The organism is Paracoccus sp. DMF-8 (genome assembly GCF_029309835.1).
In the GTDB taxonomy this organism is placed as follows: Bacteria; Pseudomonadota; Alphaproteobacteria; order Rhodobacterales; family Rhodobacteraceae; genus Paracoccus.
On record NZ_JARJHL010000005.1, the window covers coordinates 472,464 to 486,149 of the forward strand.

The 13,686-nt window shown below is 66.4% G+C and carries 12 protein-coding genes and 1 pseudogene; 6 read left to right on the top strand and 7 right to left on the bottom strand.

From position 1 onward, the window contains the following. Nucleotides 1–9: 9 nt before the first annotated feature. Both PE067_RS05865 and PE067_RS05870 read right to left on the bottom strand, forming a co-directional pair. Nucleotides 10–1,125 (bottom strand): ATP-binding protein, encoded by a 1,116-nt coding sequence (locus tag PE067_RS05865; RefSeq protein ID WP_276188253.1) that lies wholly within the window; start codon nt 1,123–1,125, stop codon nt 10–12. Then, nucleotides 1,122–2,055: pseudogene (locus tag PE067_RS05870) on the bottom strand (tRNA-dihydrouridine synthase). The gene PE067_RS05865 and the pseudogene PE067_RS05870 overlap by 4 nt, the downstream one beginning before the upstream one ends. 379 nt (nt 2,056–2,434) lie before the next feature. Here PE067_RS05870 and PE067_RS05875 point away from each other — a divergent pair. The 4 genes from PE067_RS05875 to PE067_RS05890 all read left to right on the top strand — a co-directional run bounded on the left by PE067_RS05875 (nt 2,435) and on the right by PE067_RS05890 (nt 7,980). Beyond that, nucleotides 2,435–3,817, top strand: coding sequence for an L-serine ammonia-lyase (locus tag PE067_RS05875; RefSeq protein ID WP_276188254.1), 1,383 nt, complete (start codon nt 2,435–2,437; stop codon nt 3,815–3,817). A gap of 163 nt (nt 3,818–3,980) precedes the next feature. Then, nucleotides 3,981–5,045, top strand: a complete 1,065-nt coding sequence (locus PE067_RS05880; RefSeq protein ID WP_276188255.1) for a hypothetical protein — start codon at nt 3,981–3,983, stop codon at nt 5,043–5,045. Between the two features lie 86 nt (nt 5,046–5,131). Beyond that, complete coding sequence (locus PE067_RS05885) at nt 5,132–7,330, top strand: YjbH domain-containing protein (RefSeq protein ID WP_276188256.1); 2,199 nt, start codon at nt 5,132–5,134, stop codon at nt 7,328–7,330. Next, entirely contained in the window at nt 7,327–7,980 is a 654-nt protein-coding gene (locus PE067_RS05890) for a YjbF family lipoprotein (protein ID WP_276188257.1), read from the top strand. The genes PE067_RS05885 and PE067_RS05890 overlap by 4 nt, the downstream gene beginning before the upstream one ends. 141 nt (nt 7,981–8,121) lie before the next feature. On the opposite strand, the gene PE067_RS05895 is transcribed toward PE067_RS05890, so the two are convergent. The 4 genes from PE067_RS05895 to PE067_RS05910 form a co-directional block, all read right to left on the bottom strand. Further along, a complete protein-coding gene (locus tag PE067_RS05895) occupies nt 8,122–8,343 on the bottom strand; it encodes a hypothetical protein (RefSeq protein WP_276188258.1) in 222 nt (73 codons plus the stop codon). 208 nt (nt 8,344–8,551) lie between these two features. Then, a complete protein-coding gene (locus PE067_RS05900) occupies nt 8,552–9,334 on the bottom strand; it encodes a metal ABC transporter permease (RefSeq protein ID WP_276188310.1) in 783 nt (260 codons plus the stop codon). Beyond that, entirely contained in the window at nt 9,327–10,115 is a 789-nt protein-coding gene (locus tag PE067_RS05905) for a metal ABC transporter ATP-binding protein (RefSeq protein WP_276188311.1), read from the bottom strand. The genes PE067_RS05900 and PE067_RS05905 overlap by 8 nt, the downstream gene beginning before the upstream one ends. Before the next feature lie 29 nt (nt 10,116–10,144). Further along, entirely contained in the window at nt 10,145–10,576 is a 432-nt protein-coding gene (locus PE067_RS05910; RefSeq protein WP_276188312.1) for a Fur family transcriptional regulator, read from the bottom strand. Between the two features lie 201 nt (nt 10,577–10,777). On the opposite strand from PE067_RS05910, the gene PE067_RS05915 reads away from it, so the two are divergent. Both PE067_RS05915 and PE067_RS05920 read left to right on the top strand, forming a co-directional pair. Beyond that, the gene (locus PE067_RS05915) at nt 10,778–11,782 is read left to right on the top strand and encodes a zinc ABC transporter substrate-binding protein (protein ID WP_276188259.1); all 1,005 of its coding nucleotides are present in this window, start codon (nt 10,778–10,780) and stop codon (nt 11,780–11,782) included. A 170-nt stretch (nt 11,783–11,952) separates the two neighbouring features. Next, on the top strand, nt 11,953–12,129 hold the full coding sequence (locus PE067_RS05920) for a hemin uptake protein HemP (protein ID WP_276188260.1): 177 nt from the start codon (nt 11,953–11,955) through the stop codon (nt 12,127–12,129). Here PE067_RS05920 and PE067_RS05925 read toward each other — a convergent pair. Next, on the bottom strand, nt 12,081–13,616 hold the full coding sequence (locus PE067_RS05925; RefSeq protein ID WP_276188261.1) for a pseudouridine synthase: 1,536 nt from the start codon (nt 13,614–13,616) through the stop codon (nt 12,081–12,083). The two genes, PE067_RS05920 and PE067_RS05925, sit on opposite strands and share 49 nt — an antisense overlap. Nucleotides 13,617–13,686 lie beyond the last annotated feature (70 nt).

Below are 13,686 nucleotides of genomic sequence, written 5' to 3' on the forward strand. Positions count from 1 at the left end.
TGCTCCTGCTCAGGCCTTGGGTAATGAGATGCGGAATAATGTGCGACCGGGGCGGCTTTCGACGCTGAGCCGTGCGCCGTGGTCGGTCAGGATCTTGCTGACCAGCGCCAGCCCCAGCCCGGTGCCGTTTTCCCGCGCGGAAACAAAGGGTTCAAAGACCTGATCGGCGATGGAATCGGGGATGCCCGGCCCATTGTCCTCGATCTCGATCTGCAAGGGCAACGCCAGCGCCGCGGGCGAGCCGTTGCCATTCGCCAGCCGCAGCGCGCCGTCGTAAAAGGTGCGCAGGCGGATCGTGCCATCGTCCAGACCTTCGCGCAGGATCGCCTCGGCGGCGTTTTTCACCAGATTCATGATGACCTGCACAAGCTGGTCGGCATCGACCAGCGCCAGCGGCAGCGACGGGTCGTAATCCGTGGTGATCCGCACCTCGCGGGCGAAACCCACCACGGCGGACTGGCGGACGCGTTCCATCACGTCATGCAGGTTGACCGGGCGCAGCTTGGGTTCGGTGGTGTCGCCAAAGCGTTCGACCTGTTCCAGCAGCTTCACGATGCGGCGCGATTCGGCGACGATCAGATCGGCAAGGTCGCGATCCTCGGCCGACAGGTTCATCGCCAGAAGCTGCGCCGCGCCGCGAATGCCCGCCAGCGGGTTCTTGATTTCATGGGCCATCATCTCGGCCATGCCGATGGCGGAACGCGCGGCCTGACGCACCGCCGCGCCCTGCCCCAGACGAGCCGCGCCATCGGTCGGCGTGATCAGGATCATCACCGCGCCTTCGGGGCTGGCGACCGGGCCGATATGGACGGTCGCGCTATGGGTCGTGTGCCCGCCCGCGCGATTGCCGATTTCAAAGCGGACGCCCGCATGGGTCAGCGCATCGGCACCCGCGCGCGCGCGTTCCATGATCGGTTGCAGCGGCGGCAGGATGCGCAGCCGCGCCTGCATCGCCGCGCCTTCCAGCTCCTGCCCGATGGAAGAACGCGCCGAGACATTCAGAAATGGTTCGGCCAGATCATTCATCGCCGCGATGCGGCCCTGCCGGTCGACGATCAGCGCGGGCAAGGGCAGCCCCGACCAGTTCGGCCCGACCTTGGCAGGGATGAAGCGGCCTGCGTTCATGCCGCCCCCACCGTTTCGGCAAAGCCCGCGCGAATCGCTACGACGGTTTCGGCGGGCGATGGCGCGCGCAGCAATTCAGCGCGGTTCGGGGCGCCATTCGCATCCGCATACCAGCCCAGATGCTTGCGCGCGACGCGCAGGCCCAGTTCGGCGCCATACAGGGACAGGATATCGTGATAATGTTCCTCGACCGCGTCGGCCAGCGCGGGGCCTTGCGGGATGTCCGGCGCAGGCGTGCCCCAAAGTTCGTGCGAGATCTGCGCCAGACGCCACGGCGCCCCCTGCGCCCCCCGCCCGACCATCACCGCATCGGCCCCCGATTGCGCCAGCGCCGCACACGCGCTGGCCGCATCGACCACATCGCCATTGGCGACCAGCGGCGGGCGGTCCGGCAGGTTCGCGACCCGCGCAATCGCGCGCCAGTCGGCCTGTCCGGTGTAGAATTGCGCCTGCGTCCGGCCATGCACCGTCAGCATCCGCACGCCCGCCGCCGTCGCGCGGCTGGCCAGTTCCGGCGCGTTCCAGGCAGGCGTCGTCCCAGCCCAGCCGCATCTTCAGCGTCACCGGCAGATCGACCGCCCCCACCACCGCGTCGATCAGGCCAAGCGCATGGTCCAGATCCCGCATCAGCGCCGCACCAGACAGCCCGCCCGTGACCTTTTTGGCCGGGCAGCCCATGTTGATGTCGATGATCCGCGCGCCCATGTCGGCGACGATCCGCGCGGTTTCGGCCATCGCCCCCGCCTCGCGCCCGGCGATCTGGACGCTGACGGGCAGCGTGCCTTCGGTCAGGGCCTTGGCGCGCACGGCTGCGCGGTTCGACGGGCGTGGCGTCACCATTTCGCTGGATGCGACCATTTCGCTGACCATCAGCCCCGCGCCATGCCGCGCCACCGCGCGGCGAAAGGGCAGATCGGTAATGCCCGCCATCGGCGCCAGAAAGACCGGCGCGCCAAGCACCACATCGCCCAGCCGGATCGCAGCGGGGGATGCATCGGGGGCGATGCCTGCGGTCGTCAAATGACCTGAAATGTTCAAGGCGGGTGTCGTCATGACTATCTCGTATGCAGCGGAAGCGGTCAGCCGGAAGGCGGTGGGCGCAAACCGGGCGCAGGCTTTACCGTGATGCGTCCGGTTTGCGCAATATATAGGCAGTTTGGTCAAAAAACACGCAAACGACAGTTGCGCGGCATCCCCCTGCATCGCGGGCGCCGCGAAACCGTGTCGCTGCCCTGCTTTGCGCATGTCGCATCCGGGCTGGCAAGTGCGTCATTCGTGCTTATCTTGGGCCGAAGCCAAGGAGTCAGCGATGTTTTTGTCCGTATTCGACATGTTCAAGATCGGGGTCGGGCCGTCCTCGTCGCATACGATGGGACCGATGGTGGCGGGCGCGATGTTTCTGGACGCCCTGCGCGCCCAGCCCTTTCGCGCGCATGGGCTGCGCGCCAGCCTGCATGGCAGCCTGGCCTTTACCGGCAAGGGCCACGCGACCGACCGTGCGACGATCCTTGGCCTTGCGGGCTTTGTCCCGGCCACCATCGACAATGACAAGGCCGAGGCCGCGCTGGCCCTAAACCGCGAAACCCGCATCCTGTCGCCCGAAGGGCTGGGCGATCTGGCATTCGATCCCGAACGCGATCTGATCTTTGACTATGACCGCACCCTGCCCGGCCATGCCAATGGCATGGTGCTGTATGCGACCGACAGCCAGGGCGACGTGATCTTTCAGGAAACCTATTATTCCATCGGGGGCGGCTTTGTTCTGACCGCCGCCGAACTGGCGGCGCGCGGCGATGACACGCGATCCGATGATGCGCCGCGCGTGCCCCATCCTTTTGCATCGGCGGCGGAGATGCTGGAAATGGCGGCGGCGACCGGCAAGACCATCGCCACGCTCAAGCTGGAAAACGAACGGCATTTCCGCTCGGACGCGGAAATCCGCGAAGGCATCAACCGCGTCTGGCAGGTGATGCGCGACTGCATGGACCGGGGGCTGACGATCGGCGGCACCCTGCCCGGCGGGCTGAATATCCGCCGCCGGGCCCCTGCGATTCTGGACAGCCTGAAGCGCGAGGCCGGGATGAACCTGACCGCGCCCCATGTCATCAACGACTGGATTTCGACCTATGCCATGGCGGTGAACGAAGAAAACGCCGCAGGCGGTCAGGTCGTCACCGCGCCCACGAATGGCGCGGCGGGCGTGGTTCCGGCCGTGATCCGCTATTGGCTGGACCATGTGCCGGGCGCGTCGGAACGACAACTGCCCGATTTCCTGCTGACGGCTTCGGCGATTGGCGGGCTGGTGAAACACAATGCCTCGATTTCCGGGGCGGAATGCGGCTGTCAGGCCGAGGTCGGCAGCGCATCCGCGATGGCGGCGGCCGGGCTGGCGGCGGTTCTGGGCGGCACCCCCGAACAGATCGAGAATGCCGCCGAAATCGCGCTGGAACATCACCTTGGCATGACCTGCGACCCGGTGCGCGGGCTGGTGCAGGTGCCCTGCATCGAAAGGAACGGCCTGGGCGCGATCAAGGCCGTGTCGGCGGCCAGCCTGGCCCTACGCGGCGATGGCCAGCATTTCGTGCCGCTGGACGCGGCCATCGAGACGATGCGCCAGACCGGCCAGGACATGATGGACAAATACAAGGAAACCTCGCTTGGCGGCCTTGCGGTGAATGTGCCGAACTGCTGAGCCCCTCTGCCCCGGCCCTGCACGGAAACCTGTGCGGAAAAGCGTGGCATCCCCGGCGCAGGCTTGCCGAGCAGACCCGCCCGAATCGCATCGCCGCTTGCCCAAGGGCGGGGGTTCCTGTAGCGAATAAGCAAAGAAAACACAGGAACCGGGACATATCGCGATGAATTTCCGTCCGGCACTTGCCGCGCTGTCTTTGACGCTGGCACTGGGCGCCTGCGGTGAACTGCCGCTTGGCCAGTCTGAATCCGCGCCAGAGGCCAACGGCCATTCCGGCCCCCCCACCGTCTCGCCGATCGACCAGCCGATCGAAACGGGGGGCGAAGGCACCGCAGTTTCGACGGCCGAGGCCACGACGATGAACACGGCGATCTTTCGCGCCGTCGGGACGGAACCCTTCTGGGCCGTCACCGCAGGCAGCGACACGGCGGTTTACGAACGCCCCGGCCAGCGGTCCGTCGGCGTCAGCGTCCGCCGCATCACCTATGGGCGCGGCGTCGAATTCATCGGCGTGATGAACGGCCGCCCCTTTACCCTGAACCTGCAGGCCGCCGCCTGTTCGGACGGGATGTCGGACACCAAATATCCCTTTACCGCGCGGCTTTCGGCGGGCGGCCAGCGCCTGACCGGCTGTGCGGGCCCGACCGACGCGATGCCCAAGGCGCAGGTCCGCGCCAGTTCGGCGCCCGCGACGACGACCCGTCGCGCAACGCCCGCCGCGACCCGTCCGGCCACCCCGGCAGCCGAGACGACCCCGGCCGACAACACACCCGCAAGCACGACCACGGGCACCACCAACGACGCGACGACGACGCCGGAAACGACGCCCGGCACCACGACTACCCCCGTGACCACCCCGACAACCACGCCGTCAACCACGAATGGCGCGGCTTCGACGGGTTCGACCTCGGGGACGGCGGCGCCTTCGGGCAGCGATGCCTCTGGCACGACGGGCAATTCGACATCGGGGACCGCGACCACCGGGACCGGGTCGGGCACATCCTCGACCACCACGCCCTCGGCGGAGGCTTCATCGTCGGCAGGATCTTCGACGTCGGGCAACACGTCGACGGGCAACACCTCGACGGGCAGCACTTCCACGGATAGCAGCAGTTCGTCCACGGAAAGCTCGTCCACCGGCGGTTCGACCGCTGGAGGCTCCTCGGGCAGCACGACGCCCGGCAGCGGCACGACCGTCCTGCCCGCCCCGGAAGACGCGGCGGAATAATCCGCCAGACCCATCCGGCCCGCGTCCGACCGCGCGGGCCTTGATCACCAACAGACCGCGTGACGTGATCTGAAAAGGACCCGCCGATGCCTTCCCATTCAACCCTGCTTCGCCGGTTGCTTGCCTCGACCCTGCCGGTTTCGCTGCTGCTGGCATCCGGCGCGCAGGCCGCGCCGCTGATCGGCGACAATATGAACAGCTACGGCCTGCCCGGCGGCATCGACACGCCCAGTGCCGAGATGCTGCCCGATGGCACGCTTGGCGCGACGCTGGCCTATTCCGAACTGTCGCGCCGCAACACGCTGGTCTTTCAGGCCATGCCGCGCGTGACCGTGGGCCTGCGCTACAGCCGCATCGATCTGAATGCCGACCGCCGGGGCTATATCTGGGATCGCAGCTTCGACATCCGTTTCCAGTTCCTGGACGAAGACCCCGATGGCTGGCGCCCGGCCGTGGCCGTGGGCCTGCAGGATTTCATGGGCACCGGGATCTTCAGCGCGGAATATCTGGTCGCGACCAAGACGATCAACCCGCGCCTGCGGGTCAGCGCGGGTCTGGGCTGGGGCCGTCTGGCCTCGACCGGCGGCATGGGTTCGCCCTTTGGCGACCGTCCCGACCCCGATTCGGGCACCGGCGGCAAGCCCAATGTCGACGAATGGTTTCGTGGCGAGGTCGCGCCCTTTGTCAGCGCCACCTGGCAGGCGACCGACAAGCTCAGCCTGACCGCCGAATATTCGGGCGACAACCACGCCTGTGAAACCGGCGTGGCCGAGGATTGCCGCCGCGCCGCCTGGCTGTCGGACCATGACGAGCTGAAAAACAAGGTCAATCTGGGCTTCACCTATTCCTTTGGCGACAACTATCAGGTCGGCGGCTATCTGCTGGGCGGCAAACAGGCCGGGGTGCAGTTCAGCGTGGCGATGAACCCGCGTCAGGCGCCCTACCCCTCGGGGCTGGAAAAAGGCCCGGCGCCGGTGCGCCCGCGCCCCGCGCATTCGGCCGATCCCGATGGCTGGTCGGGTGCCCGGGCCGCCGATCCGACCGCGCAACCCGCGATCCAGAAGGCCCTGGGCGATGCGCTGGCCAAGGAAGGCCAGACGCTGGAAGGCATGGTCCTGACCGCCAACCGCGCCGAGGTCCGCATCCGCAACACCCGCTATATCCAGCAGGCCGAAGCGGTTGGCCGGACCGCGCGCCTGATGACCCGCGCCCTGCCGCCTTCGGTCGAAACGCTGGTCATCACCTCGTCGGGCGCGGGCGTTCCGACATCCTCGCTGACGCTGCGCCGTTCCGATGTCGAGCGGCTGGAGAATACCGAGGCCGGGCAGATCGCCAATGCCGCCGTGCTGACCAGCGCCGACCCGCGCCCCGAGGGCTTTGTCTACTCGCCCGAGCTTTACCCGCGCCTGCGGTGGGCGCTGCAACCCTATCTGTCGACCTCGCTCTTCGATCCCGACGACCCCATCCGCTACGAGGTCGGGGCCGAGGCCGTGATGCGTTACGAGCTGATGCCGGGCCTGATCCTGTCGGGCAAGCTGCGTCAGCGCGCCTTCGGCAGCACCCGTCAGGAAGCGCCGGGCAATATGACCGTCGACGAATATGAATCGCTTGGCAGCGATTACGACGAAAACGGCGTGCCGCGCGTGCGGTCCGATGCGCGGATGTATTCGGGCAACAAACGCCCGACGATCCCGGAACTGACGCTGAACTGGTATGCCAAACCCACCGAGACGCTGTATTCGCGGGTGTCGGTCGGGATGTTCGAACGCGCCTATGGCGGCGTCTCGGGCGAGATGCTGTGGTGGCCGTCGAATTCGCCGCTGGCGCTTGGCGCGGAAATCAACCGCGTTCGCAAGCGTGATTTCGAAGACGCCTTCAGCTTCCGCGATTACGAGGTCACGACCGGCCATCTGTCGGCCTATTACCAGTTCGGCAACGGCTTTTCCGCCCAGTTGGACGCCGGGAAATATCTGGCCGGCGACAATGGCGCGACCCTGACCCTGACCCGCGAGTTCGCCAATGGCTGGCGGCTTGGCGCATGGGTCACCAAGACCGACATGAGCGAGGAAGACTTTGGCGAAGGTTCGTTCGACAAGGGCGTGAACATCTCGATCCCGCTGGCATGGGGCACGGGCGATCCGTCGCTGCGCCGGGTCGGCGGTTCGCTGCGGTCGCTGTCGCGCGACGGCGGGTCGCGCGTGTCGATCGACGGCAGGCTTTACGAAACCGTCCGCGACGGACAAGCGGGCGATCTATACCAAGGCTGGGGGAGATTCTGGCGATGATCCGTTCAACATCCCGTATCGCCGCCGCTGTGGCCCTGACGGCCGCGCTGAGCGCCTGCGGAACCGACCAACAGGAAAGCCCATCCGGCTTTTCGGTGATGCGTCAGGCCGCGACCCAGATCGTCGCCGCGCGCAAGGCCGATCAGACGCCGGTCGCGGCGCCCGATCCTTCGGCCATGACGGCCGAGGCGCTGCGCGTGAACCCCGGCCCGCTGATCATGGTCGGCATGGAAAGCGCGGGCACGACGCAGGTTCTGGCCATGACCGGCGAAAACAACGGCATGCGCACCTATATGACCAAGAACGAACAATCCGTCATCCTGCGCAACGGCATGCTGGTCGGCACGCGGGGACTGGGCAACGACCTGTCGGTCGCCGAATCCTCTGGCTCGGCCGCGCTGATTCTGGCGGGGCGCAGCGGTCAGGCGCAGCGTGTCATGCGCCATTACAGCGGCGACGGGCTGGAACGTGCCATACCGCTGGATTGCCGCGTCGGCCCCGGCCCCAAACCGGGCGTCATGGTCGAGGACTGCACCGGTCTGGGTCTGTCGATCCAGAACAGCTACATCACATCGGGCGGGCGGGTCACCGTGTCGCGCCAATGGGTTGGCCCGGCGCTTGGCTATATGACCATCCAGACGCTGCGCTGAGACAGATCGCACCACGTCACAGCAAGGCCCGCCACTTCCGGCGGGCCTTTTTTCTGGGCAAATGCGTAAAATCGCAGGCCGCATAGGAAAAGGGCCGACCCGAAGGCCGACCCCTTGAACCAAAGGTTCCCGAAGGAACGATCAGTTGGTGTCGTCGTCGTCGTCGTCGTCCGAAGCAACTGCGGCGATGACGCCGAGCAGCAGCAGGGCCGGGACAACCAGGCCAGCGTTCGACGAAGCGGGCTTCTCGTCAACGACGATCGGCTCGACTTCAACGACGGGGGCAACGTAGCCACCAGCGAGGGCGGTCGAAGCCGTCAGGCCGAGAGCGACGGCAAAAGTAGCAAATTTGGTCATGATCATGCTCCGTTCAGTACTTTGAAGGCCACCGTTACCGGCAGCATCCAAGGGACACTCGCATAAACCCATCAGCTTGGGAAGGCGAATTGATTGAAGAACTGCGCGGGTTTACGCCAAGTGTTGCATTCTGGCCAACACCCGCCGATGCCAATCGGCAAATATGTCTGAAAAAACAGATCGGCTTTGCGCAAATCATTTTCCCGACCCGGTCCTATTTTCTGCAAGCCATTAGAATAACGACATAAACCGACGATGCGGCGACCACGATGGACGCGCCCGCCGGGGTATCCAGCCCCAGGCTGGCCTGCAGACCGGCCAGCACGGAAAAGGCGCCGATCCCCGTCGCGATCAACGCCATGTGTTCGGGCGTGCGCGACAGCCCGCGCGCTGCGGCGGCCGGAATGATCAGCATTGCCGAAATCAGCAGGGCGCCCACGATGCGGATCGCGACCCCGATCAGCAGCGCCAGCATCAGCGACAGGATCAGCCGTTCGACCGCCGGATTGATTCCCGCGGCCATCGCCAGTTCTTCGTTCACGGTGGCCGTGACCAGGTTTTGCCAGCGCCAGATCAGGACGGCCAGAACCAGCAGCGCGCCGCTCCAGATCCAGATCAGGTCCGTGCGGCTGACGGCCAGGATATCGCCGAACAGGAAGGCCTGCAGATCGACGCGCAGCGCGGGCACGAAACTGGCCGCGACCAGCCCAAGCGCCAGCGCGGAATGGGCGATCACCCCCAGCACGCTGTCCGCCGCCTGCCCCCGCCCCGACAGCCATGTGACCAGAATCGCGACCATGACGCCGACCGCAAGTGTGCCCAGATAGACCGGCACCGCCGCGACAAAACTGGCGGCCACGCCCAGAATCGCGGCATGCGACATCGAATCGCCGAAATAGGCCATGCGCCGCCAGACGACGAAAGCACCAAGCGCGCCGCTGGCCAGCACCAGCCCAAGCCCGGCCAGCACCGCGCGGATCAGAAAATCGTCAAGCATCCTGTGCGCCGCGCCTTTCGCCCGCATCGGCGGCATGATCCGCATGGGCATGATGATGGTGGTGGTGTCCGTGGTCATGCCCATGATCGTGGTCATGGTCATGGTCGTGATGGTGCTGATACAGCGCCAGCATGCCCTGCGACTGCGCGCCGAACAGCGCGCGATAGGCGGGGGCGGCGCTGACATCTGCGGGCGTGCCTTCGCAGCAGATATGGCCGTTCAGGCAGATCACCCGATCCGAGGAGCGCATGACCACCAGCAGGTCATGGCTGACCAGCAGAACGCCCGCGCCGATCTGGTCGCGCACCTCTTCGATCAGCTTGTAGAAACCGATCATGCCGGGCTGGTCCAGCCCCTGCGTCGGCTCGTCCAGCACCAGCAGTTGCGGATCGTTCAGCAGGGCACGGGCCAGCAGGACGCGCTGGAACTGACCGCCCGACAGTTGCGACAGCTGCCGCGATTCCAGCCCCGGCACGCCGGTCCGTTCCAGCATGGCGGCGGCAGTGGTCGCGGCGACCTTTTTCGGCAGCGACAGGAAACGCGCGACGGTCATCGGAATCGCGCGCTCGATATGGACGCGCTGCGGCATATAGCCGATGCGCAGCCCCGGCGCGCGCGTGACCGCCCCGCCCGTCAGCCCGACATGGCCCAGCAGCGCCCGCACCAGCGTCGATTTCCCCGAGCCGTTCGGCCCGACCACGGTGACGATTTCCCCGGCGTGAACCGACAGGCTGACGCCCTGCAGCACGGCCCGTTCGGCATCGCGCGGCTGGATCGTCATGTCACGGGCACCGATCAGAGCGGCGCCGTTCAAGATGCGTCCTCCGCCGCGCGGCAGGCGGGACACAGGCCAAGCGCCTCGACGGCCATGCGCTCGATCGTGAAATCGCTGGCGCGGGCCAGATCGTCCAGCGCGCCGCGCAGGCTGTCGGTCCCGGTTTCCGCAACCTTGTCGCAGCCCCGGCAGATCAGAAAGACCGGCGCATGGGGCTGGCCCGGCGCGTGGCAGGCGGCATAGGCGTTCAGGCGCTGGATGCGATGGGCCAGACCGTGTTCGACCAGAAAATCCAGCGCCCGATACGCGACCGGAGGCTGGTTGCCGAATCCGTCCTGAGACAGACGTTCCAACACCTCGCAGGCGCCCATGGCCCGGTGGCTTTCCAGCAGGATTTCCAGCGCGCGGCGACGCACGGGGGTCAGGCGGATGCCCTCGGCGGCGGTCTGGCGTTCGGCCGTGGCCATGACGGCGCTGGCGCAGGCCGCATGGTCGTGATCGTGGAACGGATCAGGGCCGGGCAAGTCGGACGGGTGCGGGTCGGATGGGTGCGGGCCAGACGGCTGCGGATCAGGCATTGTTATACTATCACATTTTCATTGACTTGTTATTCTATAACATAAATAACCGCAGCCACCGGACAAGACCATCAGAAAATCGGTGCGACCATGAACCTTTCCCGCCTTTCCCGCCCCCTGACCGCGATTGCCACGCTGGCCGCGCTGTCCCTGCCCGCCTCGGCCGAGGTGCCGCAGGTCGTCACGGATATCGGCATCACCGGATCTCTGGTCCAGCAGGTGCTGGGCGATCTGGGTCAGGCCACGGTGCTTTTGCCGCAGGGTGGCGATGCCCATGACTATCAGCTTCGCCCCAGTCAGGCGCGCGATGTCGCCGATGCCGATCTGGTCATCTGGGTCGGTCCGGGGCTGGCCCCCTGGATGCAGCGCGCCGTTGATTCGCTTGGCGAGGGGGCGCAGTCGATGGTGCTGCTGGACCTGCCCGGCACAAGGCTGATCGCCCGCGCCGGGGCCGAGGCGCCCCACGATCATGGTGGACACGACCACGACCACGACCACGACCACGACCACGACCACGACCACGACCACGACCACGACCACGAAGATCATCACCATGGCGACGGCCATGACCATGGCCCGGTCGATCCCCATGCACGGCTTGCGCCGGAAAACGCCCGGAACTGGCTGGACCAGATCGCCGAGCAACTGGCCGCCCGCGACCCCGACAATGCCGCGACCTACCGCGCCAATGCCGCCAGCAGCAGCGCGGCCATCGCCGCCAGCGGGGATCGGATCGCCGCGCAACTCGCACCCTTTGCCGACCGCCATTTCGTCGTCCAGCACGATGCCTATCGCTATTTCACCGGCAGCTTCGGGTTGCAGGATGCGATTGCCGTCGCGCTCAACGATGCGACGCCGCCTTCGGCTGCGCGGCTGCGCCAGATCCAGACCGAACTGACCGCGCAGGATGTGACCTGCGCCTTTCCGGAACAAGATCATGACGACCGGCTGATGCGCGCCGCCATCGAGGGCACCGGGATCCGCCTTGGCGCGCCGCTGGACCCCGAGGGCAGCGCGCTGGCCACCGGCCCCGGGATCTACCTGCAGGTTCTGGAAGGGATCGCCCAGGGCCTGACCGACTGCCTGTCGGAATAATCACGACATATCAGTGATCTGAAGAATGTTCCTCCGACATTCTTCGGGTCGGCGGGCGGCGGCATTCGGGAAAATGTCGCCGCCTTTTTTATTTCCGACTCTTTTCCTTTGACATAGCCAAGTAATTTTGTCAGGTTACCTTCAGCGCGACATTCAAAGGACACAGCAACATGACCGCGACCCGCCCTGCCGAATTTGCCCGCCCGGGAATCACCGCTCTGCACCGCCTGCCCGAGCATGACGCCACCGAACTGACGAACGGCGGCAATCAGGCCCTGATCGTTCTGGGCGACCAGGTTTACAACCTGCGCATCACCCGCGCGGGCAAGCTGATCCTGACCAAGTAATCAACCGCGCGGCTTGCGCGGCTTCCTCCCTCTGGACGCGCTCCGCCTTGCGGGGCGCGTCTTGTTTTGTCGCTGCCCCTTGCCTTGTCGCTTCCCGGGCGCTCCGCGCCACCACGGTCGCCCGACGGACGATCGCCACCGGCTTTGCCGCCTTTTCCACCAAAGCCACCACGAGCCCCCTTGCCCCCCTCGGGCCTGTCGCCCGTTTTCCAACGCGGCTTGCCCTGCGCACCGCCCGCCTCGGAACGGGCAAAAGGCTTGCGGTCGCCGCCTTCACGCTTGCCGTAGGGCTTGCGATCACCATCTTCGCGGCGCGCAAAGGGTTTGCGGTCGCCATCCTCACGTTTGCCGTAGGGCTTGCGGTCACCATCTTCGCGACGCGCAAAGGGTTTGCGGTCACCATCTTCGCGGCGCGCGAAGGGCTTGCGGTCGCCGTCCTCGCGCTTGCCATAGGGCTTGCGATCACCATCTTCGCGACGCGCAAAAGGCTTGCGGTCGCCGTCTTCACGCTTGGCATAGGGCTTGCGGTCGCCATCTTCGCGGCGCGCGAAGGGCTTGCGGTCGCCGTCCTCACGCTTGCTGTAGGGCTTGCGATCACCGTCTTCGCGGCGCGCGAAGGGCTTGCGGTCGCCGTCCTCTCGACCACGCGCCGGGCGGCTGCGGCCTTCGGCGCCGCGTTCGCGGAAATCGCGGTCCTTTTCTTCGACCTCGCCGGTCAACAACCCGCCCAGCTGATCGCGCAACACCTTGCGCTTGATCTCGCGGACCTCGTTTTCCTCCATCCCGGTCAGCTTGAAGGGGCCGTAGCCGATGCGAATCAGGCGGTTCACAGTCAGGCCGATATGGGCCATGGCGCGGCGGATTTCGCGGTTCCTGCCCTCGCGGATGCCGACGGTCAGCCAGGCGTTGGCGCCCTGCTGGCTGTCCAGCTTGACCTCCATCGGGGCGAAATCCTCGCCCTCGATGGTGACGCCGCGGCGCAGGGGATCGAAACTCAGATCGTTCGGACGGCCGTTGACGCGCACGCGATAGCGGCGTAGCCAGCCGGTCGCGGGCATTTCCAGCCGCCGCTTGAGTTCGCCGTCATTGGTCAGCAGCAGCAGGCCTTCGGAATTCAGGTCCAGCCGACCGACGGTCATCACGCGCGGCATGTCGCGGGGCAGCGCGTCGAACACGGTCTGGCGGCCCTTTTCGTCGGATGCCGAGGTCACCAGCCCGGTCGGCTTGTAATACATCCACAGCCGGGTTTCCTGCGGTTCCTCCATCGGCTTGCCGTCGATCCTGACCTTGTCCGAGGGCAGGATGTCCAGCGCCGGGCTGTCGATTTTCCGGCCGTTCACGGTGACGCGGCCCTCGACGATCATGCGCTCTGCCTCGCGGCGGCTGGCGACGCCGGCGCGGGCCATGACCTTGGCGATCCGTTCGCCATTGGGGGCTGCGGGAGTGTTTTCGGGAGTGTTTTCGGGGGTGGTGGTGTCGTCGGTCATCGCGATCTCCTGCGCATCTCTGCGGTGGCAAAGTCGCCGCATTATACATGTTATCGCCCGACTGAAAGCG

Excerpts from the sequence above, each read along its gene's own strand:
- PE067_RS05865 (WP_276188253.1), bottom strand. The coding sequence starts at position 1,125 with ATGAACGCAGGCCGCTTCATCCCTGCCAAGGTCGGGCCGAACTGGTCG.
- PE067_RS05875 (WP_276188254.1), top strand. The coding sequence starts at position 2,435 with ATGTTTTTGTCCGTATTCGACATGTTCAAGATCGGGGTCGGGCCGTCC.
- PE067_RS05880 (WP_276188255.1), top strand. The coding sequence starts at position 3,981 with ATGAATTTCCGTCCGGCACTTGCCGCGCTGTCTTTGACGCTGGCACTG.
- PE067_RS05885 (WP_276188256.1), top strand. The coding sequence starts at position 5,132 with ATGCCTTCCCATTCAACCCTGCTTCGCCGGTTGCTTGCCTCGACCCTG.
- PE067_RS05890 (WP_276188257.1), top strand. The coding sequence starts at position 7,327 with ATGATCCGTTCAACATCCCGTATCGCCGCCGCTGTGGCCCTGACGGCC.
- PE067_RS05895 (WP_276188258.1), bottom strand. The coding sequence starts at position 8,343 with ATGATCATGACCAAATTTGCTACTTTTGCCGTCGCTCTCGGCCTGACG.
- PE067_RS05900 (WP_276188310.1), bottom strand. The coding sequence starts at position 9,334 with ATGCTTGACGATTTTCTGATCCGCGCGGTGCTGGCCGGGCTTGGGCTG.
- PE067_RS05905 (WP_276188311.1), bottom strand. The coding sequence starts at position 10,115 with ATGACGATCCAGCCGCGCGATGCCGAACGGGCCGTGCTGCAGGGCGTC.
- PE067_RS05910 (WP_276188312.1), bottom strand. The coding sequence starts at position 10,576 with ATGGCCACGGCCGAACGCCAGACCGCCGCCGAGGGCATCCGCCTGACC.
- PE067_RS05915 (WP_276188259.1), top strand. The coding sequence starts at position 10,778 with ATGAACCTTTCCCGCCTTTCCCGCCCCCTGACCGCGATTGCCACGCTG.
- PE067_RS05920 (WP_276188260.1), top strand. The coding sequence starts at position 11,953 with ATGACCGCGACCCGCCCTGCCGAATTTGCCCGCCCGGGAATCACCGCT.
- PE067_RS05925 (WP_276188261.1), bottom strand. The coding sequence starts at position 13,616 with ATGACCGACGACACCACCACCCCCGAAAACACTCCCGAAAACACTCCC.